This window comes from Larkinella rosea, from assembly GCF_003858635.1.
Classification (GTDB): domain Bacteria; phylum Bacteroidota; class Bacteroidia; order Cytophagales; family Spirosomataceae; genus Larkinella; species Larkinella rosea.
Genome location: NZ_RQJO01000008.1, coordinates 148,232 through 173,287, shown reverse-complemented (window position 1 = coordinate 173,287; position 25,056 = coordinate 148,232). Strand labels below are relative to the sequence as shown.

General features: G+C 52.5%; 21 protein-coding genes and 1 riboswitch. Of the genes, 10 read left to right on the top strand and 11 right to left on the bottom strand.

Features of this window, described 5'->3' with window-relative positions; translation table 11 throughout:
- Positions 1-42: 42 nt before the first annotated feature.
- The 3 genes from EHT25_RS09570 to lipB are packed head-to-tail and all read right to left on the bottom strand — an operon-like array spanning position 43 to position 2,033.
- Positions 43-774 (bottom strand): ribonuclease H-like domain-containing protein, encoded by a 732-nt coding sequence (locus EHT25_RS09570; protein ID WP_124873837.1) that lies wholly within the window; start codon positions 772-774, stop codon positions 43-45.
- A 29-nt stretch (positions 775-803) separates the two neighbouring features.
- Positions 804-1,217: a hypothetical protein gene (locus tag EHT25_RS09565; protein ID WP_124873835.1), complete on the bottom strand. Its 414-nt coding sequence runs from the start codon at positions 1,215-1,217 to the stop codon at positions 804-806.
- A gap of 30 nt (positions 1,218-1,247) precedes the next feature.
- Complete coding sequence (gene lipB / locus EHT25_RS09560; protein ID WP_124873833.1) at positions 1,248-2,033, bottom strand: lipoyl(octanoyl) transferase LipB; 786 nt, start codon at positions 2,031-2,033, stop codon at positions 1,248-1,250.
- A 92-nt stretch (positions 2,034-2,125) separates the two neighbouring features.
- On the opposite strand from lipB, the gene EHT25_RS09555 reads away from it, so the two are divergent.
- The 3 genes from EHT25_RS09555 (at position 2,126) to EHT25_RS09545 (ending at position 4,925) form a co-directional block, all read left to right on the top strand.
- Positions 2,126-2,479 carry a YraN family protein gene (locus tag EHT25_RS09555; protein ID WP_124873831.1) on the top strand — a complete coding sequence of 118 codons (354 nt, stop codon included), beginning with the start codon at positions 2,126-2,128 and terminating at the stop codon, positions 2,477-2,479.
- Between the two features lie 66 nt (positions 2,480-2,545).
- The gene (locus EHT25_RS09550; protein ID WP_124873829.1) at positions 2,546-4,072 is read left to right on the top strand and encodes a S41 family peptidase; all 1,527 of its coding nucleotides are present in this window, start codon (positions 2,546-2,548) and stop codon (positions 4,070-4,072) included.
- A gap of 49 nt (positions 4,073-4,121) precedes the next feature.
- Positions 4,122-4,925, top strand: coding sequence for an RpnC/YadD family protein (locus tag EHT25_RS09545; protein ID WP_124873827.1), 804 nt, complete (start codon positions 4,122-4,124; stop codon positions 4,923-4,925).
- Positions 4,926-4,982: 57 nt separating this feature from the next.
- Here the strand turns inward: EHT25_RS09545 and atpC are convergent, their stop codons facing one another.
- Both atpC and atpD read right to left on the bottom strand, forming a co-directional pair.
- Positions 4,983-5,231 (bottom strand): ATP synthase F1 subunit epsilon, encoded by a 249-nt coding sequence (gene atpC / locus EHT25_RS09540; protein ID WP_124873825.1) that lies wholly within the window; start codon positions 5,229-5,231, stop codon positions 4,983-4,985.
- Positions 5,232-5,330: 99 nt separating this feature from the next.
- Positions 5,331-6,854: a F0F1 ATP synthase subunit beta gene (gene atpD, locus EHT25_RS09535; RefSeq protein ID WP_124873823.1), complete on the bottom strand. Its 1,524-nt coding sequence runs from the start codon at positions 6,852-6,854 to the stop codon at positions 5,331-5,333.
- Positions 6,855-7,252: 398 nt separating this feature from the next.
- Here atpD and EHT25_RS09530 point away from each other — a divergent pair, with 398 nt between their 5' ends.
- The 6 genes from EHT25_RS09530 to EHT25_RS09505 all read left to right on the top strand — a co-directional run bounded on the left by EHT25_RS09530 (position 7,253) and on the right by EHT25_RS09505 (position 13,502).
- Positions 7,253-10,282, top strand: coding sequence for a hypothetical protein (locus tag EHT25_RS09530; protein ID WP_124873821.1), 3,030 nt, complete (start codon positions 7,253-7,255; stop codon positions 10,280-10,282).
- Between the two features lie 40 nt (positions 10,283-10,322).
- On the top strand, positions 10,323-10,823 hold the full coding sequence (locus tag EHT25_RS09525) for a hypothetical protein (RefSeq protein WP_124873819.1): 501 nt from the start codon (positions 10,323-10,325) through the stop codon (positions 10,821-10,823).
- A gap of 46 nt (positions 10,824-10,869) precedes the next feature.
- Positions 10,870-11,604, top strand: coding sequence for an ABC transporter ATP-binding protein (locus tag EHT25_RS09520; RefSeq protein ID WP_124873817.1), 735 nt, complete (start codon positions 10,870-10,872; stop codon positions 11,602-11,604).
- A gap of 121 nt (positions 11,605-11,725) precedes the next feature.
- Positions 11,726-12,484 (top strand): carboxypeptidase-like regulatory domain-containing protein, encoded by a 759-nt coding sequence (locus EHT25_RS09515; RefSeq protein WP_124873815.1) that lies wholly within the window; start codon positions 11,726-11,728, stop codon positions 12,482-12,484.
- A 176-nt stretch (positions 12,485-12,660) separates the two neighbouring features.
- Positions 12,661-13,017, top strand: a complete 357-nt coding sequence (locus tag EHT25_RS09510; RefSeq protein WP_124873813.1) for a DUF6152 family protein — start codon at positions 12,661-12,663, stop codon at positions 13,015-13,017.
- Positions 13,014-13,502, top strand: a complete 489-nt coding sequence (locus EHT25_RS09505) for a DUF6644 family protein (RefSeq protein WP_124873811.1) — start codon at positions 13,014-13,016, stop codon at positions 13,500-13,502. Before EHT25_RS09510 ends, EHT25_RS09505 begins: the two co-directional genes overlap by 4 nt.
- A gap of 148 nt (positions 13,503-13,650) precedes the next feature.
- A riboswitch (SAM riboswitch) is annotated at positions 13,651-13,751 on the bottom strand.
- Positions 13,752-13,986: 235 nt separating this feature from the next.
- Here EHT25_RS09505 and EHT25_RS09500 read toward each other — a convergent pair.
- The 5 genes from EHT25_RS09500 to EHT25_RS09480 form a co-directional block, all read right to left on the bottom strand.
- Positions 13,987-15,084 carry a mevalonate kinase family protein gene (locus EHT25_RS09500; RefSeq protein WP_124873809.1) on the bottom strand — a complete coding sequence of 366 codons (1,098 nt, stop codon included), beginning with the start codon at positions 15,082-15,084 and terminating at the stop codon, positions 13,987-13,989.
- Positions 15,085-15,102: 18 nt separating this feature from the next.
- The gene (locus EHT25_RS09495; RefSeq protein ID WP_124873807.1) at positions 15,103-16,398 is read right to left on the bottom strand and encodes a DUF3472 domain-containing protein; all 1,296 of its coding nucleotides are present in this window, start codon (positions 16,396-16,398) and stop codon (positions 15,103-15,105) included.
- A 10-nt stretch (positions 16,399-16,408) separates the two neighbouring features.
- Entirely contained in the window at positions 16,409-17,860 is a 1,452-nt protein-coding gene (locus EHT25_RS09490) for a RagB/SusD family nutrient uptake outer membrane protein (RefSeq protein ID WP_124873805.1), read from the bottom strand.
- Between the two features lie 12 nt (positions 17,861-17,872).
- On the bottom strand, positions 17,873-20,800 hold the full coding sequence (locus EHT25_RS09485) for a SusC/RagA family TonB-linked outer membrane protein (protein WP_124873803.1): 2,928 nt from the start codon (positions 20,798-20,800) through the stop codon (positions 17,873-17,875).
- A gap of 137 nt (positions 20,801-20,937) precedes the next feature.
- Entirely contained in the window at positions 20,938-22,308 is a 1,371-nt protein-coding gene (locus tag EHT25_RS09480; RefSeq protein WP_124873801.1) for a Gfo/Idh/MocA family protein, read from the bottom strand.
- A 229-nt stretch (positions 22,309-22,537) separates the two neighbouring features.
- On the opposite strand from EHT25_RS09480, the gene EHT25_RS09475 reads away from it, so the two are divergent.
- On the top strand, positions 22,538-23,548 hold the full coding sequence (locus EHT25_RS09475; protein WP_124873799.1) for a LacI family DNA-binding transcriptional regulator: 1,011 nt from the start codon (positions 22,538-22,540) through the stop codon (positions 23,546-23,548).
- Between the two features lie 25 nt (positions 23,549-23,573).
- Here the strand turns inward: EHT25_RS09475 and EHT25_RS09470 are convergent, their stop codons facing one another.
- Entirely contained in the window at positions 23,574-25,052 is a 1,479-nt protein-coding gene (locus EHT25_RS09470; RefSeq protein ID WP_124873797.1) for a xylulokinase, read from the bottom strand.
- Positions 25,053-25,056: the final 4 nt, after the last annotated feature.

Below are 25,056 nucleotides of genomic sequence, written 5' to 3'. Positions count from 1 at the left end.
ACTCGTTTTTTCTCCGCTAAACTCTGCGAAACAGCCACCTTTTCACTCCAATCGCGTGATGTGCTGGTCTTTCACCAGCGGGGCGCCCAGGAGTCGCAGGTACACCTGCACCAGCGTCACGATGGACGAGCGGGCGTATTCGCGCACTTTGGCCAGCCCCTGTTTCTGGTAATATACTAAACTGGTTTGGTCGCCCGTCAGTTCGAGCGGTTGGGTGGGCAGGTTCAGAACGGCGGCCAGTAAATCGAGCGGAACGTAATGGCGACTATCGCCAAACCGCCACATTTCCAGCACATCCTGGTGCGGAATGTCCCACGGTTTTCGGCCCGACAACCGGAGCGTAGCCGGGAGTTGGTGTTCATGAACCAGCATCCGGCGACACAGGTACGGATAGTCAAATTCCTTGCCATTGTGGGCGCAGAGAATCAACTCATTCGTCGGGTATTTTTCAATCAGGCTGATAAACTCGCCCAACAGCGCTTCCTCATCGTCGTTGGCCAGCGTTTTTACTTTCAGGAAAATGTTCTCCTCATCGTCCCAGTACAAACCACCAATGCCGATGCAAACGATTTTGCCGTATTCGGCGTAGTAGGACGCCCGGTTGTCGTACCATTTCGCGACCGACCAGTTTTCTTCGTTCTGAAAATAGCTGGTTTTCTGTCCCCATTGCTGCCGTATTCGTTCGTCTAATTCATCGTAGGAAGGGGCTCCGGCAACGGTTTTGATGTCGATAAACAACAGATTTTTAAGGCGTTTTTTCCAGGATACGGGCATGGCAGTGGCAAAAAGACGAATGACAACGGTTAGGTGTGCAGGATTCCGTCCAGTCCCAATTCATGAATCGGAATCAGGTTCTGCTCGGTAATGCTGTCCGGCACGAAGATAAACTTTTTGTCAAAAATCTGGTCGCCAATGTAGTAACTGACCCAATATTGGTTGTTCAGGTGAAACACATCCGGCATGATGGTTTCGACGGCTACGTGCTCATTCGGCTGTAATTCCGCAAAATAATGCCGCAACGTGGAGGTCGTCTGCTGCTGTTGCTGCGTTTCATCCCGAAAACCGTATCCCTTCGAGGTAACAAAGACGTTGCGGATCATTACATTATTTTGATTGATCAGATAAACCTGCCAATCGTATTGATCCAATTCGGTCGGTTTCCGCGCAATCACGACCTGTATTCCTTCGACCGGTAAAAACGAAATATCTCTCTTCATTCAACGTACCCACGGACTTTAGTCCGTGTTTTATGTTATACCGCAAACGGACTGAACGGGGGCGCCCGTGCGATCCGTAGGTACGGAAACCAACTCCATTTCAAACAGGTTGGCCAGGTGTTGGCTAACCCGTTCGGTAACTTCAACCATCGGCACTTCCCGGCCCAGTTCGGCCTGCATCGACGTCACGGCTTTGTCCGCAATGCCGCACGGCACGATGTGATTAAAGTAACTCAAATCCGTGTTGACATTCAAGGCAAAGCCGTGCATCGTTACCCAGCGGCTCGCTTTAACGCCCATCGCGCAGATTTTCCGGGGAATGCCATTCGGGCGGTTTTCCGACGTTTCGTAATCCAGCCAGACACCCGTCAGGCCATCGATGCGGCCCGCATCCAGTCCATAATCGGCCAGCGTTTGAATGATGGCTTCTTCCAGCACGCGCATGTAGCGGTGAATGTCCGTAAAGAAATTATCCAGGTCCAGAATCGGATAACCCACCAACTGACCCGGCCCGTGGTAGGTGATGTCGCCCCCCCGGTTTATTTTGTAATAGGTCGCCCCGATGGTTTCCAGAAAACCATCGTTGGCGAGCAAATGACCTTCTTTCCCGCTTTTTCCCAGTGTATAAACGTGCGGATGCTGGCAGAAAAGCAGGTAATTGGACGTCAGACGGTGTTGGTCGGTTGCCAGAGTCCGGTTGGCAATTTTGGTGGCTACAATATCCGCCAATAACCGCTCCTGATAGTCCCAACCGGCCTGATAATCAATAAGCCCCAGATCCTGAATCTGTACTTTTTTATTGCAGATACTGTTCATTTTAGCGTACTACTTGCGGAAAAAACACCAAAACCGTACGTTTTCGTTCGTATCTATCGAAGCGGTTTTCCGTCTAATAGGAAAAACGACCGATGGCACAGCACAATGAGACCGGCAAACAGGGCGAAGACGAGGCCGTTCGCTACCTCCAGCAGCAAGGCTACGAGATCCTGGAACGCAATTACCGGCACCAACACGCCGAAATTGATTTGATTGCCCAAAAAGGCAAACTGATCATTTTTGCCGAAGTAAAAACCCGAACCGGAACGCGGTTTGGCAATCCGGAAGAATTCGTCAATTCCACCAAAGCGCGGCTGGTGATGAAAGCCGCCGAGCATTATATTTTCGCCAAAGACTGGCAGCACGATGTCCGTTTCGACATTGTGGCCGTGACGGTTTTGCCGGACGAGGTGAACATCAAGCACATCGAAGATGCGTTTTACTAATTTTGTTTCCCATAAAAAAAAAGGTAGTTTCGGGAACAGATTTTACTGATTAGTCAGAAAAATAGTATGCGGTTCCTGGTGTGGCTGATGGCGTTGACTATCAGCACGGTTTATTGTTTTCCGGCCCATCCGAAAAGCGCGCCCTACCGCCCCCGGATGTACACGGTCGAGCAGTTGCGGAGCGACTTTGCGGTGCTTCGGAAGACGCTGGAAGAGCGCCATCCGAGCTTGTACCGGTATGTCCAACGCGAGGAAATGAACCGCCAGTTCGACGCGGTTGCCCGGCAGTTATACCGCCCGATGACCGAAAGTGAGTTCCGCGAATTGCTCCGCCCGCTGATTGTCCAGATTCGCTGCGGCCATACCGACGTGCAGGAATCACTCTATTCCAGTCGTTCTGGAAAGAAACCGCAACCGCAATGGTTACCGTTCGATATTATTCTACAAAACGACCGGATGTTTATCGGACGAAACCGCAGTACCGATTCGTCGCTGGTTTGCGGTACGGAAGTGCTTAAACTGGGCAATCATCCCGTCAAGGAAGTGATTCAGGCCGCTCGGGATCGCTGGCCATCAGACGGTTATAACCAAACCTTTAAAAATTATTTTCTGGAATTATACCACCTGGAGGAAACATACTGGCGGCATTTTGATGGTCATTCGCCCTGGACGATGACTGTGCGCGACACGACCTCGACCGAGCGCATCACCACCGTCCGTCGGCGGCCGGTCAGTTCCGGTGATATTCCCACAAGCTCAATGCCTGAGACAGTGAAACGGAGCCGTAAAAATCGCCACAAAACCGAGACATCCTTTTACGATGAGGATGCGAAACTGCAGCTCATGCGTTCGCTGCATTTCCTGAACGGTGATTCGACGGCGGCCATGTTGATCATCAACGGTTTTGCGTATGACCATTACGAATCCTACCACCGGGACGTTTTTGAAACCCTCGAAAAGCTGAAAGTACAGGATCTGGTGATCGATTTGCGGCAAAATACCGGCGGTAATGCCGAAATCGGTTCGGATTTGATGTCGTATCTGATGAAATCCGATTTCCGCCAGGTCGACCGGGCCGAAAGCCGCGTTCGCCGACCCAATTCCTGCGCGTATTTCGACCGGAAAGAAAAGCGGCTTTTGCGGCAGAATTTCCGGTTTATGAAATCGGAAGCCGGACGCTACCAGTTTGGCAAGTCCAACGTTGGCTGGAACAAACCCGCGTCGGACCACCGGTTTAGCGGAAAAGTGTATATTCTGACCAGCGGCCGAACCTTCTCGGCAGCTTCTATTTTCACCGCCAGCCTGAAAGCCCAGCGACCGGTTACGGTCATTGGCCAGGAAACCGGCGGGGGCGAAGCGGGCTGTAACGGCGGCATCATTCAAACCCTGACGTTGCCTGAAACCCGGCTGCGGGTGCGGTTTCCGGTTTTCTGGATTGCCACCGCCAGCCGAAATCCCGACCAGGGTCGGGGGGTCATGCCCGACTATCCGGTTGATTATTCCGTTACCGACCGGATCAAACAGCGCGACCGCGACATGGAAAAAGCCCTGGAATTGATTCAGGATAACAAACGGAAAGTGACGGCGCGGTGAGTTACTGATGTAAAATAGTATTCAATCTCGTTTTTGATACATTTGTTGTATGGGCAAGCAATCGAACCAATACGACAAAATTTTTAAAGAAAATATTGAAGCCGTCATACCGAGTTTGATGAAAAACTTACTGGGTATTATGGCTCTTTCTTCGGAAGAATTACCCGACGACATTCAGCATACCAAAGAACGCAAGCCGGATGTTTTAAAGAAAATACTTGACAATCAAAACAATACGTTTATTCTTCAAATTGAATTTCAGGTAGTTGATGAACCGGAAATGGTTTACCGTATGGCGGAGTATCACATTATGTTGGCCAGAAAATATAAATTGCCCATTCGCCAGTTTGTGTTATTTCTCGGCTCTGGAACTCCAAAAATGGCAATCCGTTACGAAAGCGATCTCTTAAAATATGAGTTTCCTCTGATTGCATTTTCGCAACTTGACTATCATATTTTCCTTAAATCCAATCAGCCAGAAGAAGTCATTTTAGGTGTCCTGGCGGATTTCAGGGATGAAAGCCCTGACAGCGCGTTGAAGCAGATTATTCAACGTATTGAAGAAACGACCGATGGCGATTTTTCGTTAAAGAGGTACTTTAGCCAGTTGCGCGTGTTAGCGCAGTTGCGTAATTTAGAATTAAAATTGAAAACCGCTATGGATAGTATTGCACAACATATTAGCGAAGAAAGGGATGTTCTCTATTTGCGGGGTCAGGAAAAAGAACAAATTAGGTTTGTGACAAGCTTGCTTAAAAAGAGTGATTTTAGCGTTGAAAAAATAGCAGATCTCGTCAATGTTCCCATTGAGTTTGTCCAAAATATTCAACAGAAGCTTTCTGAGACAAAATAAAAAGGACAAGCCTTCGCAGACCTGTCCTCCTTAATTTATATAAAGCTAACGACCGATTTAAGCCGCGACAACCGCTTCGGCCAATACCAGCACGTTGTTATTCAACACTTCCACAACGCCCCCATCGACGGTAAACGTCTGCGTTCCGGTTCCGGTCGCAATCGTAACCGGCCCCTTCGCCAGCGTGCTGACAATGGGTGCGTGGTCGTTCAAAACCTGAAACTGGCCTTCGGTGCCCGGAAATGTAACCGCCGTTGCTTCGCCGGTGAAGACCTTCTTATCGGGTGTAATGATTTCCAGATGCATTTTTCTTTTATAATAAGATGAAAGATCTGAGAGATGAGACAAAAGACAACCGTTATAACTGCGTCTCTTGTCTCACATCTCTTGTCTTTTAATCTGCACTTATTTGCCTGCTTCCTTCAACAGACGCTCACCTTTGGCGGCTGCGTCGTCGATGGTTCCAACGAGGTTGAACGCGGCTTCGGGCAGGTGATCCCATTTGCCGTCGATGATTTCGTTGAAGCCCCGGATGGTTTCTTCGATCGGTACCAGAACGCCTTTCAAACCGGTGAACTGCTCGGCCACGAAGAACGGCTGCGACAGGAAACGTTGTACCCGGCGGGCCCGGTTTACCGTCTGCTTATCTTCTTCGGAAAGTTCTTCCATCCCGAGGATGGCGATGATATCCTGCAATTCTTTGTAGCGTTGCAGAATCTCTTTCACGCGCTGAGCGGTATTGTAGTGCTCGTCACCCAGAATTTCGGCGGTCAGAATCCGGGAGGTTGAATCCAGCGGATCCACCGCCGGGTAAATACCTAATTCGGAAATTTTCCGGCTCAATACCGTCGTGGCATCCAAGTGGGCAAAGGTTGTCGCCGGTGCCGGGTCCGTCAAGTCATCGGCAGGTACGTAAACCGCTTGTACCGAGGTGATTGAGCCGCGTTTGGTTGACGTAATCCGCTCCTGCATGGTTCCCATTTCGGTCGCCAGTGTCGGCTGATACCCTACCGCCGAAGGCATCCGACCCAACAGGGCCGATACTTCCGAACCGGCCTGCGTAAACCGGAAAATGTTATCGATAAAGAACAGAATGTCACGGCCTTGACCGGTTCCGTCACCATCGCGGAAGTGTTCCGCAATCGTCAGACCCGAGAGAGCCACACGGGCGCGGGCTCCGGGAGGTTCGTTCATCTGTCCGAAAATAAAGGTAGCCTGGCTTTCTTTCAATTCTTCCGAATCGACTTTCGACAAATCCCAGCCGCCTTCTTCCATCGAGTGTTTGAACTCCTCGCCGTATTTAATAATACCGGCTTCGATCATTTCGCGCAGGAGGTCATTCCCTTCACGGGTCCGTTCGCCCACCCCGGCAAATACCGACAAACCGGCGTATGCTTTGGCAATGTTGTTGATCAATTCCTGAATCAATACGGTTTTTCCAACCCCCGCACCACCGAACAGACCGATCTTACCCCCTTTGGCGTATGGTTCGAGCAAGTCGATAACCTTGATCCCGGTGAACAAAACTTCCGTTGATGTCGCCAGGTCTTCGAACTTCGGCGCGTTCCGGTGAATCGGCAAACCGCCGGTGCTCGCCGGTTGGGGAATCCCGTCGATGGCGTTACCCACCACGTTGAACAACCGCCCGCGAATTCCGTCGCCCGTCGGCATGGTAATCTGAGTGCCTAAGTGAACCACGGTCATCCCGCGTTCCAATCCTTCGGTGGCATCCATCGAAATCGTCCGGACACGGTCTTCACCGAGGTGCTGCTGGCACTCCAATATAACTTTTTGGCCATTGGCTTTGGTGACTTCCAGAGCATCCAGAATCGACGGTAGCCGCGACCCTTCGCCCTCGAAACTCACGTCAACAACCGGGCCGATCACTTGCGTGATTTTACCCGTATTCGTTGCTGTTGCAGTTGTCATGCTATGAAGTTGAAATATTTAATAGGAAAAGCGTACTCAATGCGACCGCAAAATTAGATGATAATTTGCTTAAACCCAAGTTGACTTTTAATCTATTTTTAAGATTTTAACGACGAAACCGTTTTTGTTCCAGTTAGTTCGCTGTTAATCGCCCGGGTTACTCCGTTTGCACAAAACAAAGATTTTGGGGACAAACCGGTTTATTCGTTCGCAGAGGGCCTAATCGGCTGTCGTTCTGATGGGTACTCCCGCTCGTTTACCGGTTTTATCCGGATCTTTGCAACATAAACGGACTGATGAGATAGAATTTATCCACAGGCACTAACAAACCGCTTGCAGCGTTGCTATTGGTAGTTTAACCGGCACAATGTAACCCCTTGTCGGTTTATTTTTGACGTATGCTTTTTTTCTGGAAAAACTGGAATACTGCCCACCGGACAACCTACTGGACGGGTTTAGTGCTTTTGGCTGCGGCCATCATTGGGATGATCTGGGCCTGGATGCAAGGCTTGCAGAACGTCGTTCGCTGGGATGTCCTGAGCGACCTGACGGAACTCCCGGCTTCCATCGGCACCTTTACCGACGGACTTTTCGATTATTCGGTGTCGGGCAAAGCCTACATCGTTACCGAACAGTTTGCAGCCTCGGTCATGCAGGTCAATGGGCTGGCGGCCCAATTGGTAACACTGGGAATTTGTGTAGGTATGGCCTTTGTCCTGGCCGCCATTACAGAACTGCCCCGCTGGTATTACCTAATCGCAATGGCGGTTTTAATTGTGCTTCTGGCTACGTTCCGGCTGGAAGTATTGCAACTACCCGGTTTTTTGGGAACGGTTTTGGGAGGTCGGTTCCTGTTTGTCGTGGTGGCGCTGGGATTTGGTCTGGTCAGTTATTATTTCCACGCCTTCCGGCCGGAAATCGAACTGCCCGCCCGTCTCGGTGTTTTTGCGGCCATAACGCTGCTGGGCTGGCTGGTTATTGATCGGTTACCCGGACAACAGTTGCCCGCGCTGGCGTTTGTCGGTTATTCGTTGCCGGGTTTGCTGGTGCTGTCGCTGGGCTTTATTTTCTGGATTTCCCCGGAAATCATTGCGGGACTGGTCTACCTCACCTCCGTGACCCGGACTAACCGCAGCGACGGATCGGGGCGTCCGCTGGGGGTAGCCAACTTTCTGGTCATTGGTTCGCTGTATATTGTGAATCTGGTGCTGATCTGGCTTAATAACACCAAAGTCATTGCCTGGAATCCACTGGTAGTCAGTCCATTTGTCCTGATTCTAATTTCATTGATTTTAGGAATTTGGGGGTTTCGGCAGCAATTGCGCCAGAACGAAACCGCCCTGCCGTTTCGGGATGCCGGGGCGTATTTGTACCTGGGATTGGCACTCATTACCCTCATGGTCATTTCGTATGCCTTTGCGTCCGCCAATGATCCGCTTGTCGAAGCACTGGAGGACGTGATTGTCTATACCCATCTGGCCGCTGGTCTGGCGTTCGTGGCTTACGTGATTTTTAACTTTCTATCCCTGTACCGACAAGGCTTACCGGTTTATAAAGTTTTGTACAAACCAACGCGGTTTTCGGTGTTACAAGCCCGTCTGGTGACTGCCATTGTAACGGTTGTGATCCTGGCGTTCGAAAATTTCTTCCCCATCAGTCAGGCGGTTGCCGGTTATTTTAATAGCGTGGGCGATTACCACGCCGGGACGGGCGAAATTCGGGTGGCCGAGCAATATTACAGTCTGGCCCTGAACAGCGAATTTCAGAATCATAAATCCAATTACGCGCTGGCCTCGCTGGCACTTTCCCAAGACGACAAGGTGACGGCGGTCCATTATTTTCAGCAGGCGTTGTTGAAACAACCTTCGGCCCAGGCGTATGCCGGATTATCAGCGGTTTTGTTGCAGGATAACCTGCTTTTCGAAGCGATTAAAATGTTGCAGCGCGGCATTCGGTCTTTTCCGAAAAACGGTGAATTGCAGAACAATCTGGGCTATCTCTACGCCCGAACCAGCGTGGCCGATTCGGCTTATTATTACCTGGCCGCAGCCGCCGGTAATACGGCCCGGGAAGAAGTTCCGCAAACGAACCTGCTGGCGTTTTGGGCGCGCAATCCGCGACTGATTTCGCTCGATTCGCTGGCACGCACGATGGAAAACCGCTCGTATGAATCCTACGAAGCAAACCGCTCAGCCTTGGCATTTTTCCGCAACCCCACCGACAGCACCGGAGTTCAGCGCCCCAACTGGCTCGATGCCCCACTTACCGACGACGGCCTGAATGTGTCCCGGTTTGCTCAGCTGTATAATTATTCGGTTCAAAACCGCACGACCGACACAACCTTACTGACTATTCTGAACCGGTTGGGGCAGAATCCGGCCAATCAGGATTTTACGGACGATTTGCTGTTTGCGCGGGCTGCAAGCCAGTATTATACCGGCAATAAACGCACGGCTTTTGAGCTAACCGACCAGATTGCCCGCGACAATCAGCGCAATGGCGCTTTTTACAATTTCATTACGGGACTCTGGATGATGGAACAGGGGCTGAACCGCAAAGCCGCCGACATTCTAAGCCAGAACGCCGATACGCTTTCCATCTATTATCAGGCACTCGCACTGACCAAATCCGGTGATCCGCTCATTGCACAATCGCTTTGGGAAACCGCCGGGCAGAACGATCCCGGTGTGCAAACGCTGGCGGAGGTTTTGTACGAAAAAAGACAACCCGCAACCGATCTCGAAAAAGCCTTTGTGTTGCTGTATAACCCCTTGCTCGATCAGCCCGAATCGCAGCGGGCTTTGTACCGATCAATGCGGGACGACAACCTAAAAACGATTGTGGCTTCGGTTTTTGTCAACCGGTTTCTAACTCTCAACCAACCCGTCGTTGCCGAGAGCTGGTACGAACAAATTCCGCAGGAAGCCCGGCTAAATCCTTACGCCGGATCGGCCATGACGATCGCGTACCTGCGTTTGCGGAATGCGAAAGGGCAATATGATCAGACTATCAGCGACGCCCGGCAATCGGTAGTAGCGGCTTTTCAGCCCGAAAAAGATTTCGTTCTGGCGCAGGCTTATCAGGCTAAACGCCAAACCGCTCCGGCCCGATTAGCCTATGAAAATGCCTTAAAACGAGCGCCGTTTAACGCCGAAATCGTAGCGGCTGCGGCCGGTTTTGAACAGCAGAACGGCAGGGCTGAAAAAGCCTATAATCTGGTATTGGAAGCCCTGCCACTGAACGAACGAAACCCGGATCTGCTGAAAATATACGCGCTGCTTTGTCTCGATCTGAGCCTGACTGACTACGCCGACGAGAGCCTGACGCGTCTGCGTTCGGCCACCTCTCCCACCGATTATCAGGCATTTCTGGCCCGCTATCAGGCCAAACGTGCGTTGATTAAAAAACAGCGGGAGTCATTTCAATAAAATCCGTAAGTTTAAGAGGTGGTTTCTCCCCTCGGCCATTATGGAAAAACAACTTCACTGGGTTAAAGAAGCGTTCAGTCGCAGCATCGTCATTATGGATGGCGAAAAGGTGGTCGGTGGCATGCACCGCGATCTGTTGGTTCGGGATGTCGATGCCCATCTGAACGGGGTTCACATCTTTTTCGATGTCAGGGGTTTTCTGGTTCATTCGGTCAATATTCACGACAAAGATGCCGGGGATAAAATCGTTGGCCGGATTGAATTTGAAGGTTTCAACGGTGCCGTGGTTCGGCTGGAGACCGGTGAGAAATATACCTGGCAGCGGGAAAACTTCATGATGCACGAATGGAGTATCGTGGCCGACACGCCGGAATCAAAAACCGGGAACGAAATCATCCATTACGACCGCACGCGGATGTTTCTGGCCGATGAAGGGACCATTGAACTGGTGACTGCCCTGCCGAATGCCGAAATGCTGATATTGACGGGTTTGTTTGTCCGAAATTATTTTCTGCGTCGACGCAAAATTGCCGCTACGTAGCCAACTCTGTCATGCGGTTTTCGTATGATGCTGTTCCCAATTGATCATGAACAAAAATATTATTGAAACCAACGAAATCTCGAAACGGTACGTGATGGGCAGCGAGGTCATCGAAGCGTTGAAATCGGTGACCATTACGATCAAAAAAGGAGAATACGTTGCCTTCATGGGGCCGTCGGGTTCGGGGAAATCGACACTGATGAACATCGTGGGCTGTCTGGATACGCCGACCTCCGGTACGTATATTCTGAACGGGCTGGACGTCAGTAATATGAGCGAAAACGCGTTGGCCGAAGTGCGGAACAAGGAAATCGGTTTTGTGTTTCAGACCTTTAACCTGCTACCCCGCCAGACCTCGTTGGAAAATGTGGCCCTGCCGCTGATTTACGCCGGTTTTAACAAAGCCGACCGAACTGAAAAGGCCATGCAGGCGCTCAAAAACGTAGGACTCGAACACCGGGCGGGCCACCGACCCAACGAGCTTTCCGGTGGGCAACGCCAACGCGTGGCCGTGGCGCGGGCGCTGGTCAATGACCCGAGTATTCTGCTGGCGGATGAACCGACCGGTAACCTCGACAGCAAGACGTCGTACGAAATCATGGATTTGTTCGATCAGATTCACAGCAAAGGCAACACGGTGATCATGGTGACGCACGAAGAAGACATCGCCGAATACGCCCACCGGATTGTCCGGCTACGCGATGGCCTGATCGAAACGGACCTCATCAACAAGAATATCCGCAAGGCCAAGGCATTTATTCAAACCGCCGAAGAGCACTGATCGACCGGTTTTCTCTCCTTCCAGCCTATTTCCGGAAACCCTAAAAAATGTTAAAAACCGGGTAAACTATCCTAAAATCGGTTAGTTTGCGTTCGGATGATAGCACCGGTTTCCAGCGCAGATGAAAAAAACACTACTTTTCTTTTTGGTATTGCTGTCGGCAATCGGCCACGCTCAGACGATCCGGAGCGGTTCGGTGGTCGATAAAAGCAACCAAAAACCGATCGTTTCGGCTACGGTACAGAACACCTCGCTTTCCCGGGCGACGATGAGCACCGAAACCGGACAATTCCGGATCACGGCTTCCCCGAATGACACCCTGCTAATTTCGTGTATTGGGTATAAAACCGTCCAGCTAATTGTTCCGATCGATGAGCAGGAATTGATCGTTGAGCTGATTCAAGACGTAAAAATGCTGAACGAAGTAGTGATCAAAGGCTGGACCGAAAGCCGGTTCAAGCAGGAATTCATGAAGTTGAACATTGCCCCAAAACCAGTCATCGAAATCAAGACCGCCCCGGAACTGGTGGGTGTATCCCTCGGCAACGTCGGGCGAATGGGGTACGATTACGCGACTCTGGCTCCTAAAATGACATTGAAAGGCCCGATTTCTGCCCTCTATGGCCGGTTCAGTAAAGAAGCCAAAAACGAGAAGAAACTCCAGCAGTTCAACCAGGCCGAATTAAACAAAAAACGGTATCAGGCGCGTTTGGATCCGATCTGGATTTCGCGCATTACGGAACTGAAAGAAGAACGGCTGACAGCGTTTATGCAGTTCTGCAAACTCCCCGAAAAATTCGTTCTGGAAGCCAATGAGTACGATTTGATCGTAGCCATTCGCGGTTGCCTGAAGGATTTTCTGGTTCAGGAAAAAGGCTAACGTACCCACGGACTTTAGTCCGTGTTTTTTGAGAATTTCATAAAGCGGGCCCACAAAAAAACACGGACTAAAGTCCATGGGTACGTTAACAAATCGCTTTTTTTCAGGTTGTTGATTGATGAGAGATTCCTCTGTGCTCTCATGTCTTTTCTCTTTGATCGTAAACCCAATCAATTATGAACTTACTGAAAATCACGCCGTTTGCGCTGCTTTTTTTCCTCGGAACGGCTTTCGCTCCTTTACACCACGGTTGGGCCGATTACGACCAGACCAAAGTGCTGGATTATACCGGAATCATCGAAGAATCGAAGTATGAAAATCCGCACGCTACAGCCAACGTAAAAGATAAAGACAAAACCTGGTTTGTTGTTTTGGCTCCTCCGAGCCGGATGCAGGAGCGGGGCGCCACCGCCGACATGCTGAAAAAAGGCGTTTCATTGCGGGTCGTTGGGTATCCGCATAAAACTAAAAAAGGCGAAATGCGCGCCGAACGTATTTTCATCGACGGCAAGAAAGTTGAACTGCGGAAATGAGGCTGACCTTTCCCGTCGAGTGGCTGCAATGGGTTGAAAATACCACTTTGGCCGTTGTCATCCGCCAATCGACGTGGTTGTATCCCGGTCTCGAAATCGTGCACATTACCGGGCTTGCTCTCCTCGTTGGTGGGGCGTTTCTGTTCGATTTCCGCTTGTTGGGTTTCTCCAAAAAAATACCGGTTTTCGATCTGGCAACGCATGTTTTGCCTTGGTCAAGGCGCGGATTGGCGCTCGTCATTCCGTCCGGAATGCTGCTTTTTACGACCAATGCCGAAGCGCTGGGCAACGATCCGATGTTCGGATTGAAGCTGTTCCTGATTCTTGTCGCGGGCATTAACGTGGCTATTTTCCACCGGATCACGTTTCGGGCGCCCGCCGGCTGGGAGTCGGGCGCAACGCCAATTGGGGCCAAAGTGGCCGCCATTGGTTCGCTGCTGCTCTGGCTGGCAACCATCACCTGTGGCCGTTTGCTGGCCTACTAATAAATCAAAATTTGAATAAAAACGAAAAGCCAACGATCTAATCGCTGGCTTTTCGCACGTGGAAACTGATTACCGGATCGGACAAAGATGCCAGTCCTGATCGGGGTCACAACGTTGCTTTGACGTTTGATTGCTCATGATGGTTGATCATTTATAGTTCCTACTACTAGGCAGGTTAGCACTTATTCCACTAAATGGAAAGTTGCTAAGGGTTCATCGAGCCTGTCTCTCCCCCTTTCTGTATAAACCATCACACCGGCAACCGGGAATTACTTTTGCAAGTAATCAAGATGATGATGCAAAAATAAAAGGCGGTTTTTTATATTCCAAACTAAATCTATATTATTTATAGGATAATATTTTAAAACGTTCGCCTGTTGCCCCAGAATCCCCTGAATGGGACTGCGACGCGCGGTTGATCCGGATTCAAAAAGTCCGGCACTGGCCGATCGGAACTTAGGGGCAACAGGCGAAATCAGACATTCTACTCAACTGACTGAACCTGAGGCTGAACTGAAACGCCCTGATCAACCTGGATGATGTACGCTTTTCCGCCCGCCCGCTCAATGGCTTCGGCCACTGCTTCCGGGTTTTCGGGCGCGTAGGCAAACATGCAGCCGCCACCGCCGGAACCGTTGATTTTGCCGCCGTAAGCCCCGGCCTTGAGGGCTTCTTCAATCATTCGGTCGATTTTGGGGGTCGAGACACGCTTGGCTTCCCGCAGGCTGGTTTGATGAATCGTTAACAAAGCACCCAGTCGCTGGTGGTCGATGATGCCCGTTTTGAACATAGTCAGGGCTTCCTGCAATACATCGCGGTCGGACAGGTTGCCTTTCAACAGCACGGTTTCGTCCGGCGTCAGCAAGTGGCGGTATTCGTCCACTTTTTCCTGTGGACACGAATCAAGTGAAAAACCGGGATCGTACTGCCGGATTTTCTCCATCGCTCCCAGCATCCCGAATTTGACGTGCCGCAACACGCCAATGGTGTCTTTCGGCTGGCGCGAATCACCCAGCACAAATGTGCCCAACTGAGACTGAAACGACTCAAGATGAATGGCCGGTTTGGATTCAAGGTAAATCACCCCGCCAACCGCCGTGGCGTAATGATCCATCATACCACCGGGTTCGCCAAATTCCAGGATTTCGGCCCGGTACGCGAGTTCTGCCAGCTGCCTGGGCGACAACGGCTGCGGATTGTCAGCTAACTTACTGAGAATAGCTAACCAGGTGATCAACAGCGCCGAGGAACTGGAGGTGCCGGAATTGATGGGAATATTGCCCCGGACTTCGCCCTGAATTCCGCTGGAAAACCGAAAACCTTCCCGCAGCAACACATTGATGGCCGAGCGAAAATAGTCGCGGTCGTGCTGGTACGAAAGCGGAAAGGTGCGTAGCGAAAACCGCTCCTCCGCGTCAATGTCGGGCAGAAACAGCCGAACCTCCGGTTTGGTGGTGGGCTCAGCTGTAATTTGGATTCGTTTGGAAATGGCCGCAGCAATAACCGGTAAACCGAGGTAATCCTGGTGTTCTCCAAACAAACAGATACGACCGGGCGTGGATATAGAAAGGGGTAAAAACATAGCCAAATCAATCACAAATTAGGGTAATCGGGAAAAATCAATCGAGGGTGCTTTTTGGAGCGGTTTCCGGGTAAAGTCCGTATTGAGCGGAATGTTGTTGTCGAAAAAACCGCAGTTTTTCAGGAAGAATTGCGTTTCACCGGCTTGTAAACCGCCCGCGTAATCGAGCCGAAAGCCCGCCCGGGCGGTGGCGTCGCCGGTAAATTTGGCCCTAATAATTTCCTGCCAGTTTCCTTCCCTGCTTCGGACCCACTGATTCCCAAAGGTTACCTGTCGGGTTGTGTTACCCGTGTTGGGCATGAAATTCTCCAAAAAAGAGTGAAACGATGTTAAATACGTCGTGGTTTTGGGTCGTTTGAAACTGGCGATCAACTGCCAGTCTTGCTCGCTGGAATCCGAGAAATACGCCGTGTAAGTCGTATAGCCGTTTTCCGTTGGCCGGCCCCGGAGCAAAAACCGGTAGGTGTGGCCCGCTTTCCAGTTGTAACGCCGGTAGCTTTGCCCGCCCGAACCTTCGTTTCCGAAATCGTTGGTCGTAACGCCCTCGCCTTTTTTCTCCAGCAAAATTTTCTGGTCGTCGGGAATGTCTTTGGGATTATCGGTTTTAAATGGGCTCCAGACCGAAAACAGAATCCGGCGCTCCGTCGGCGAATTCACCTGCATGCCGAAATACCCTTCGGCAAAACCGTTCGCCATGAAGTAGGAACCCAGCACGTCGTTGCCTTCGGCAACCGTAATTTCGTTGTAAAACCATTCGGAATCGACATGCTCCGGCGTGGTATATTTCAGGTGAACCGACGGCCCGCGACGACCCCAATGGAAATAATTGCCGTTGTTGTTACGGACAAAACCCGTCTTTTCGTCCACCATATCCCCGCTGATGCCCAGTTCGCGGAACTGCCCGAACGTGGCACCGGTTTTCGCCAAACCCTGAACGTCGATTTTGACGTAACCCGGTTTTGGCACCGCCCATTCTCCGAGGTAATATTCCTTCTCTGCGCTGCCGCCGGCCGAAAACTCGACCGGTTTTCCCAACAAACTGACCCGTAGCTTGCTTTCGCCTTCCGGAACGCTGAGGGTTGCCGAGAGTTTCAACTTCCCGGCGCGGTCGAAGCGGATGTAGATGGAAACCACGCTTTCCGAAGACGTCCAGCCGGTTAATCCGTCGTTGGTGATTTTCTCGGAACCGCTGCCCGACTTCGAAACCCAGGCATTGCCGCCGAGGGGAACCGCCAACCGATTCGCGTCGTGCGAACCGGTTGCCGGGGTAATCAACCAACTTACTAGAAAAAGGATCGGGGTCAGGACATTCATCAGCAAATCACTACAATGGGTTCTGTTTCAGGTTGGAATTTAAGATAATTTCGGCTTCCGGAATCAGGTGAACCACTTGTTTGTCGTCGGCAGGAACGGTTTGCTGGCCGGTCGTGGTGTTGTGATAACCGGGATAATTGCGAACCAGACTCCGGCCATTGCGGTAGAGGTCGTAGGCGCGGTGGCCTTCAAACGCCAGTTCGAGTCGACGTTCCTGCAACACCACGTCCAAAACCGTCGGCAATCCTTTCAGGTCGGCTGTCGAATAAAGCTCCGTTCCGCTCAGGCCCGCCCGTTGGCGAATCAGGTTCACATCCGCGATCGCCTTGTCCGGTGCGCCGGTTTTGGCGTAGGCTTCGGCCCGGTTCAGGTACACTTCCGACAACCGCAGCAGAATCGGCGAACTGAGTGTGGCAATACCGCCCTGGTTGGAAAATTTCGTGACGTACACTTTGTCAATCCCGTTCCGTTTTTCCTGCGCGCCCTGCGCCGTCAGCTTCTTCACGATAAACGACCGGCGTTTGTCGTTCGGAAATTTGTTCACCAGATCCTGGTAATCCTGCGACGCGTAAACCTCGCCCCAGCCGACACCACCCGGCGACGTATACAGCATCGATCCCAGCGAACTCCAGGCGCGGTCGTCTTTCAGCGTGTGTTTGATTGCCAGAATGACTTCCTTATTTTGCTCGTTTTCCACCGTGTAAAAATCCGGCACCTGCGTCGGTGTCGCCAGCGTAAACCGGTTTTCGGTAATCACCAGATCGGCGTATTTGATGGCGTTGGCATTGTCGTTCATGTAGAGATACACCCGCGAAAGGAGCGCATTGGCGGCCGCGGCCGTGGCATAACTGCTGGTCCGCGAAACCGTCATCAGTTTGGCGGCTTTCTGCAACTCACTGACCACAAACGCATACACCTCTTTCACCGTCGCCCGGGCGGCATTGTCGTCCGCTTTTGTATCGGTTTTGATGATCACACCCAGATTCGTTTCCGGACTCTGGTTGTAAGGCCGCCCGAACAACCGGACCAGATCGAAATGGACACTGGCGCGCAGGAAAATATTCTCGCCCAGAATCTGGTCCATTTCTTTTGACGTTCCTTCCTGAACCGCCCCGATCACTTTGTTCGCACCGACGATAATCTGGTAAGCTTTCCGGTAAATCTGGAGCGCGTTGGCCTGATCGGAGGTGTGCCGGTAGGTGTACGTCAGGAAAAGCGCGTCCGTGGTTGTTCCGCTGAGCGTCAGGTTGTCCCCCGGATATTCGTTCATAATGAACAGGTTACGGGTATAATCGGATTCTTTGAGAAACGTATAATTCCCGTCGGTTGCCGCCCGTAGACCCTGCGCACCTTGCAGGATGGCTGATTCAGACAAACCGTTATAGGGTGTTGTATCAATTTCGCAGGCGGTGGTTACCACCACACAACCCAGCAATAAAAAGCGCGAAAGAGTGAATTTCATGGGTGTTGATGATTAAAAGTTAAACTGGAGACCAAAGACCAACTTCCGGCTGAATGGGTATTTCGTACCTACTTCGCCCGTCTCGGTTACGTCGGGATCAATGCCGGAAAACTTCGTGATCGTGAACACGTTATCCGCCGAAACCGACAGCCGGACACCGTCCAGTTTGGCTCTGCTGACCAAAGCCGCTGGCAAATCATACGTCAAGCTGATGTTGCGCAACCGGAGGTAATTGCCATTTTCCAGAAACCGGGATGAGGGGCGTTGGGCATTGTTGTTGCCGCCGATGACGTATTTCGGATGCGTGGCAATGTCGCCCGGCTGTTCCCAGCGGCTCCAGCCATCCTGCAGCGCCATGAGGTTGTAGCGGTCGTAAGCGCCGTCGTTGTCGAACAGGTTCCGGTCGCCGTTGTACAGAATAGCACCGGTGCTGTAGGTAAAGAACGCGTTCAGTTCCAGCCCTTTCCAGCTCAGCACCTGCCGAAAACCGCCGAACAGTTTGGGGTTGGCGTTGCTGCCGATAAACTGGATCGTCGCGTCGTTGTAATTGGTCGTGGTGGTGCTGGTTCCGTCGGTGCCGACTTTCTCCCAGAGCGGCCCACCGGTTTGCGGATCGACGCCCATCCACCGACGCAAATACCAACTGTTGAGCGGCTGATCGAGGGCATACGGACGCTGGCCGTTGGCGACCAAAACCCGGTCGCCGTAGAGGGCCGTCACCGCGTTGCGGTTTATTCCGGCATTGATGTCCATGCGCCATTTCAGGGCGGTTTTCTGCAAAATATCCGCCGACAAAACCACTTCCAGCCCTTTGTTTCGAACCGCTCCCACGTTTTCGGTTATGAACGAATAACCGCTGGTTGCCTGCAAGGGACGATTAAACAATAGGTTGTTGGTCAGACGGTTATACAGATCGACGGTGATCGACAGCCGGTTCCACAAACTGGCGTCGATCCCAAAGTTGGTGTTGTTCGACACTTCCCACGACAGGTTCGGGTTTTCGATCCGGGTCGGATAGGCCGACGGAATACCGGCGTATTGCCCGGTCAGGTTATACAAACCCTGCGCGGCATAATCGTTGATGCCGTCGGCGTTCCCGGTGGTTCCGTAACTCAGCCGGAATTTGAGATTGGTCAGCAACGGATTGCTGCGCAGAAACGCTTCGTTCGAGGCATTCCAGGTCAGGCCGACGGCATAGAAATTACCGTATTTCTTATCCCGGCCAAACTTGGACGAACCGTCCCGGCGGAAGGAAGTGGTGACGAGGTATTTGTCCTGATACCCGTAGTTGGCCTGAAACAGGTACGACGAAAACGCATTGTCGGTTTTGGTACCGCCGATGGTTTCGGGTTGTGAGGTCGCATCCAGAATGCTCAGGCCCGAGAAAATCCCTTTTCCGGTGGCCGCCAGTGATTCGTAATAATAATTCTGGAATTCGTAACCGGCCAAACCGTCCAGCGTATGTCCGCCCTCGAAACTATGTTTAAACCGTAAGAGGTTAGAAGTCAACAAAGTATAATCGCGTGTATTGGTTCGGGAAAGCCGCCCCTGCACATCCAGCGCACTGGGGCCGCGCATGTCCTGACTGCTCTGGCTGCCGTAATAAGTGGTCTGTCCACGGTTGGTCGTCGTCAAGGTCAGCCAGGGCAACAGGTCGTATTCGGCTTTGAAAAGCACATCCGCCGACATCGTGTTTTCATTGAACGTATTGAACTGGCGGTTGTAAATGAAGTTGGCGTTATCGCGGCCATACCATTTTTTCGCGCCCGTCACCGGGTTATACGGTTGTCCGTTGTAGTAGGGATCGTCGTAGGGCAGGTAGGTGTAAGCTGCATAAAGCCCGCCGTTGCTGTTGTCATAACCGCGTGTATACAGCCCGGCGGTATTCAGACTGACCCGGAATTTGTCGCTGATGTTGTGGCTGAAATTCAACCGTCCGCCAAACCGGTCGAGCCCGGTTCCCTGCAAAATACCCTGTTCCTTGTAGTAGTTGCCACTCAGGAAAAACTTGGTTTTGTCGCTCCCACCCGACGCACTCAGTTCGGCCAGCGTGTTGGTGGCTGTCCGAAACGCCTGATCGAACCAGTTGGTGTTGGCATTCGCTTCGGGCGTGGGCAGATAATCGTTGAGAACCCCCGTTGGCCGGTCGCGCTGGAATACTTTTTTCTGTAAATCATACAGTTGCGGGCCGTCCAGCAACCGGAAGTTGCCCAGACTCAAGGTGCCAACGCCCTGATTCAGACGCGCGGTCAGGCGGGTTTTGCCGGAAGCCCCCCGGCGGGTCGTGATCACAATAACGCCGTTGGAAGCCCGTGCGCCGTATAGCGCCGTTGCGGAAGCATCTTTCAAAACCGTCATCGATTCGATGTCGCTGGGGTTTGGAATCCCGCCAATGACGCCATCGACGACGTACAGCGGATTGGAACTGGCGGTCAGCGTCCCAACACCCCGGATCAACACTTTGGGGGGCGTACGCGGGTCGCCGGAACTGTTGCCGACAAACACGCCAGCCGCTTTTCCCTGCAATAGTTGGCCAACGTTGTTGGCCGTTACGTCTTTCAGTTCTTTGGCCGTTACGACCTGCGCCGAACCGGTCAGGTTGCGCTGGTTCGTCGTGGTATAGCCCATCACGACCACCTCGTCCAGCATGGTGTCGGCTTTTTTGAGCGTGATTTCCACCGTCGTGCGGTTTCCGACCGTAACGGTCGTTCCCTGATACCCAATCGAGCTGATTTCCAGCACATCGGCTGGCGTTGCGCGAACGGAGAAGGCCCCTTTATCGTCGGTGGTGGTTCCCTGCGTGGTTCCCCGGACGATGATGGTGGCACCCGGCAGCGGTTGTCCGGCATCGTCGCGGACCGTGCCCCGAAGGCCTGACTGCGCATAACCGCAAACGGTTACCGATAGCCACAGAAGTAAACTTACGGAAAGCTGTTTCATGTGTTGGTTGATTGATAAAGTGGAGCGTTAACAAGCAAAAGGAAAGGGCTTAGGGCATTGGGTAAAGGCAACGGAAGGGTGTCCGGGTCAGAACCAGACGGTTCCAACCCGGTCGGGTAGTTGAGCAAATCAGGTTATTAATAAATTTCGTTCAGGCCGAAAATGGGGCGGTTTGTTTTCCACTTTCCGCGCGTGAAATCCGGGATTTCAATCGGTTTGCTGCCCTGCGCAATCGACTGTTCCGACAGCGGGCTAATGGCGCTCCAGACAGCGGCATCGTACACATCGATCGGCGGAGCGGTTTGGGCTTTGATGGATTCGATGAAGGCCCGCATCACGAAGAAATCGATACCGCCGTGGCCACCGCTCTGGGCGGTTTGGCCATGCTGTTTCCAGAGCGGGTGATCGTATTTATCCTGATACCCCGCAAACGGTTCCCACTGGTGCGGTTTCGGGCTTGTTCCTTCCAGGTAAATCGTTTTGCCGTCGTCCATCCAGATGCCCTGCGTTCCCTGCGCCCGAAAACCGAGTGAGTAAGGCCGGGGTGAGTTCGTATCGTGCATGATCACGATGTTTTCGCCATTGGCACAGTTGACGACGGTCGTCACCACATCGCCCAACTTGAAATTGACTTTGGCGTTGGGATGATCAGGCCCACCCTTATCGACGATGTATTTGTGCAGGCTGCGGGCTTTGGTGGCGGTTGAGGTCAGCGACAAAAACCGGTTGCCGCGGTTGATGTTCATCCAGTGAGCCACGGGGCCGAGGCCGTGGGTCGGGTACAAATCACCGTTGCGATCGACGGAGTGCTGCGTCCGCCAGCGGGCTTCGGAATAGGCTTTCTCACCAAATTCGACGCCTTCTTTACCCATGCCGCCATTGAATTTGACGTTCCGCAGATCGTGCTGATAGCCGCAGTGAGCGTACAGCATTTCGCCGAACATGCCCTGACGGATCATGTTCAAAACCGCCAGTACATCGCGCCGGTAGCAGACGTTTTCCAGAATCATGCAGTGCGATCCGGTTTTCTCGAACGTATTGACCAGATCCCACGATTCTTTGAGGGTGACCGTCGCCGATACTTCCACGCCCGCATATTTCCCGGCTTTCATGGTGGCAACAGCCATCGGAACGTGCCATTCCCAGGGCGTCGCGATCACAACGCCGTCGATGTCGTCGCGCTTAAGCATGTTCACAAAATCCTCCCCGCCTTTGGTGTAGGCCACCGGCGTTTTCTTGCCACTTTTTTCGATCATGGCGTTGGTGCGGCTGATGGCTTCCGGATCCGGATCACAAATGGCCGTAATGACCACATCATCGCGGAAGAGTGCCTGACGAACGTGACTGCGGCCCCGCGAACCGACTCCAATAAAAGCCAGCCGAACCTGCGACAAAGCCGACGGGTTGGAAGCCGCTGCAGCTGGTTCGAATAACGAAGGAATAAAGGGTGCGGCCGCCGTACTGAGGGCAGCGGTTCGCAGGAAGTTTCGGCGTGAAGAGGTCGGCATGGCTTACGTTAGGGTTACCTTTTGTGAAGGAATTTGAGTTAGTTGATTTCGAAAATTGAAGAAAAGGTAACAATTGATCAACCAAAACCGGGAACTCATAAACCTGATTCTGACGGTTTTGGCTTGTGCAAACGTTTGTTCTGAGGTGTGCAAACGTTTGTGCAAAACCGAAGAAAATTTCGGGATAATGGACAAAAAGCGTAAATTGTAAGGCAGACAGCGAATCAACATGAAAGATGTTGTTACCATTAAAGAGATTGCCCGTCAATTAAATGTATCGCCATCTACCGTATCCAGGGCGTTGCAAAACCATCCCCGTATCAGTGCGTATACCCGCGATGCCGTTCATGCGCTGGCCGATCAGTTAAAATACCTGCCCAGCACGACGGCCCGAAATCTCCAGCGGGGCCGAACGGGCGTGATTGGCATGGTGTTGCCGGAAATCCGGGAGAACTTTTTTTCGGAAGTCATCAACGGCGTGGAAGAACTGGCGTTTGAACACCACATGACCGTTGCTCTGTACCAATCCCACGACCGGTTTGACCGCGAGAAGCAGATTCTGACGGTTTTGGCTTCCAACCGGGTCGATGGGGTGTTGTTATCAGTTGCGAAGGAGACCCAGCAGATTCACCACATTCAGGAAGTATTGGATCGTCAGATTCCGCTGGTGCTTTTCGACCGCATTCCGCCCCACATTGCGGCCCATCAGGTGGAATGTAATATGGAGAAAGGGGCGTATGAAGCCACCAAATGGCTCGCCCGGCGCGGTCACCGACGCATTGCACTGCTGAACGGCCCGCACGCCCTGATCGCCAGCGAGGAGCGGTATCGGGGTTATATTACGGCGTTGGTGGAAGAAGGATTGCCGGTTGAAAATGCGCTGATCAAGCGAAGCGACCTCACGACGCCGGAAACCGCCCTGAAAATGAACCAGCTTTTGTCATCGACAACCCGACCGGATGCCGTATTAACGTTCAATGATTACGTAGCATTGGATGCCATGCAGGTTTGCCGGAATTACGGGCTGGTGGTCAACCGCGACATTGCATTTGTGAGCTTTGCCAATCTGCCCTTGAATACCTATCTCGAACACCCGCCCCTGGCGTCGGTGGAGCAGCATCCCTACCAAATCGGGTTTATGGCGGCTGAAATCCTGCTGAACGTCATCAACGGAAAAATAGCGCCGACGGATTTGCAGAAGGTCATTCTCGAACCGGAGCTCGTGATCCGGGGACAGTAGGAAGTCGTGTAGGTTCAGGCCCGAATCACTTCACCAGCACTTTCCGCCATTTTTCGTACGCATCGCGATAGGCTTCCTGCGCCCGCATATCGGGTTCAATGGTCCGGGTCACTTTCAGGCCCGTAAAGGCTTCCTGACGGTTTTTGTAGATACCGAGTCCCAAACCGGCACCACGGGCAGCTCCCTGAGCGCCATCGGTGTTAAAGAGCTGAATTTCAGCACCAGTCAGGTTAGCCAGCGTGTCGCGAAAGAGCGGACTCAGGAACATGTTAGCTTCTCCGGCACGGATGGTTTTCAGCCCAACACCAACCTGCTCCATGACCTGAATGCCGTAATAAAATGCAAAAACGATGCCTTCCTGAGCCGCCCGAATCCAGTGGGGAAGACTGTGGCGGGTCAATTGCAACCCATGGAACGAAGCGCCCGGATCACGGTTTTCGAGTACACGCTCGGCCCCGTTGCCAAACGGCAGACACAGCAAACCGTCGGCTCCGACGGGCGCGTGACTCGCCAATTCGTTCATTTCGGCGTAACCGACCGTTCCGCGCAGCAACTGATTCCGCAGCCAGCTATTCAGAATGCCGGTTCCGTTGATGCAAAGCAACACGCCATAACGCGGGGCTTCCGGCGTGTGGCTCACGTGCAGAAAGGTGTTTACGCGCGACTGCGAATCGTATTTGGCCTGATCACTGACCCCATAGACTACGCCCGACGTTCCGGCGGTGGCCGCAATTTCGTTGGGTTCCAGGACGTTGAGCGAGAACGCGTTGTTGGGCTGATCGCCCGCCCGGTAGGTTATGGGGGTTCCGGCAGCCAGACCCAGCTCGCTGGCGGCTGTCGACGTCAGTTCACCCTGAACCGAAAAGGTCGGTTTCAAATCGGCGACGAGCGACGGATCGAAGCCGAAATAATCGAGTAAAAAATCCGCCGGTTTTCCGCCCTGAAAATCCCAGAGAATCCCTTCCGACAAACCGGAGGGCGTCGTGACAATTTCGCCGGTCATGCGGGCGGCCAGGTAATCGCCCGGCAGCATGAATTTATGGATTTTATCGTAAACCGCCGGTTCGTTTTCCTTCACCCACGCCAGTTTGGCGGCTGTAAAGTTGCCCGGCGAGTTGAGCAGATGCTGGAGGCTTTTGGTTCGGCCAACGGTTTCGAACGCTTTTTCGCCGTAGGAAACCGCCCGGCTGTCGCACCAGATGATCGACGGGCGCAGCACATTCAACGCCTGATCGACGACCACCAACCCGTGCATCTGGTAGGAAATGCCGATGGCTTTGACGTCTTCCGGTTTTACCCCGGCTTTCGACAACACGGTTTTCGACGCCAGGCAGGCATTTTTCCACCAAGCATCCGGATTCTGTTCGGCATAACCCGGCAAGGGTGCGTCGATGGGCATTTCCGATTCGGGGAAAAACGCGGAGGCTACTACGGCACCGGTTTCAACTTCCAACAAACAGGCTTTTACGGACGAACTGCCGACATCAAATCCAAGAAGATACATTATA

Excerpts from the sequence above, each read along its gene's own strand:
- EHT25_RS09570 (WP_124873837.1), bottom strand. The coding sequence starts at position 774 with ATGCCCGTATCCTGGAAAAAACGCCTTAAAAATCTGTTGTTTATCGAC.
- EHT25_RS09565 (WP_124873835.1), bottom strand. The coding sequence starts at position 1,217 with ATGAAGAGAGATATTTCGTTTTTACCGGTCGAAGGAATACAGGTCGTG.
- lipB (WP_124873833.1), bottom strand. The coding sequence starts at position 2,033 with ATGAACAGTATCTGCAATAAAAAAGTACAGATTCAGGATCTGGGGCTT.
- EHT25_RS09555 (WP_124873831.1), top strand. The coding sequence starts at position 2,126 with ATGGCACAGCACAATGAGACCGGCAAACAGGGCGAAGACGAGGCCGTT.
- EHT25_RS09550 (WP_124873829.1), top strand. The coding sequence starts at position 2,546 with ATGCGGTTCCTGGTGTGGCTGATGGCGTTGACTATCAGCACGGTTTAT.
- EHT25_RS09545 (WP_124873827.1), top strand. The coding sequence starts at position 4,122 with ATGGGCAAGCAATCGAACCAATACGACAAAATTTTTAAAGAAAATATT.
- atpC (WP_124873825.1), bottom strand. The coding sequence starts at position 5,231 with ATGCATCTGGAAATCATTACACCCGATAAGAAGGTCTTCACCGGCGAA.
- atpD (WP_124873823.1), bottom strand. The coding sequence starts at position 6,854 with ATGACAACTGCAACAGCAACGAATACGGGTAAAATCACGCAAGTGATC.
- EHT25_RS09530 (WP_124873821.1), top strand. The coding sequence starts at position 7,253 with ATGCTTTTTTTCTGGAAAAACTGGAATACTGCCCACCGGACAACCTAC.
- EHT25_RS09525 (WP_124873819.1), top strand. The coding sequence starts at position 10,323 with ATGGAAAAACAACTTCACTGGGTTAAAGAAGCGTTCAGTCGCAGCATC.
- EHT25_RS09520 (WP_124873817.1), top strand. The coding sequence starts at position 10,870 with ATGAACAAAAATATTATTGAAACCAACGAAATCTCGAAACGGTACGTG.
- EHT25_RS09515 (WP_124873815.1), top strand. The coding sequence starts at position 11,726 with ATGAAAAAAACACTACTTTTCTTTTTGGTATTGCTGTCGGCAATCGGC.
- EHT25_RS09510 (WP_124873813.1), top strand. The coding sequence starts at position 12,661 with ATGAACTTACTGAAAATCACGCCGTTTGCGCTGCTTTTTTTCCTCGGA.
- EHT25_RS09505 (WP_124873811.1), top strand. The coding sequence starts at position 13,014 with ATGAGGCTGACCTTTCCCGTCGAGTGGCTGCAATGGGTTGAAAATACC.
- EHT25_RS09500 (WP_124873809.1), bottom strand. The coding sequence starts at position 15,084 with ATGTTTTTACCCCTTTCTATATCCACGCCCGGTCGTATCTGTTTGTTT.
- EHT25_RS09495 (WP_124873807.1), bottom strand. The coding sequence starts at position 16,398 with ATGAATGTCCTGACCCCGATCCTTTTTCTAGTAAGTTGGTTGATTACC.
- EHT25_RS09490 (WP_124873805.1), bottom strand. The coding sequence starts at position 17,860 with ATGAAATTCACTCTTTCGCGCTTTTTATTGCTGGGTTGTGTGGTGGTA.
- EHT25_RS09485 (WP_124873803.1), bottom strand. The coding sequence starts at position 20,800 with ATGAAACAGCTTTCCGTAAGTTTACTTCTGTGGCTATCGGTAACCGTT.
- EHT25_RS09480 (WP_124873801.1), bottom strand. The coding sequence starts at position 22,308 with ATGCCGACCTCTTCACGCCGAAACTTCCTGCGAACCGCTGCCCTCAGT.
- EHT25_RS09475 (WP_124873799.1), top strand. The coding sequence starts at position 22,538 with ATGAAAGATGTTGTTACCATTAAAGAGATTGCCCGTCAATTAAATGTA.
- EHT25_RS09470 (WP_124873797.1), bottom strand. The coding sequence starts at position 25,052 with ATGTATCTTCTTGGATTTGATGTCGGCAGTTCGTCCGTAAAAGCCTGT.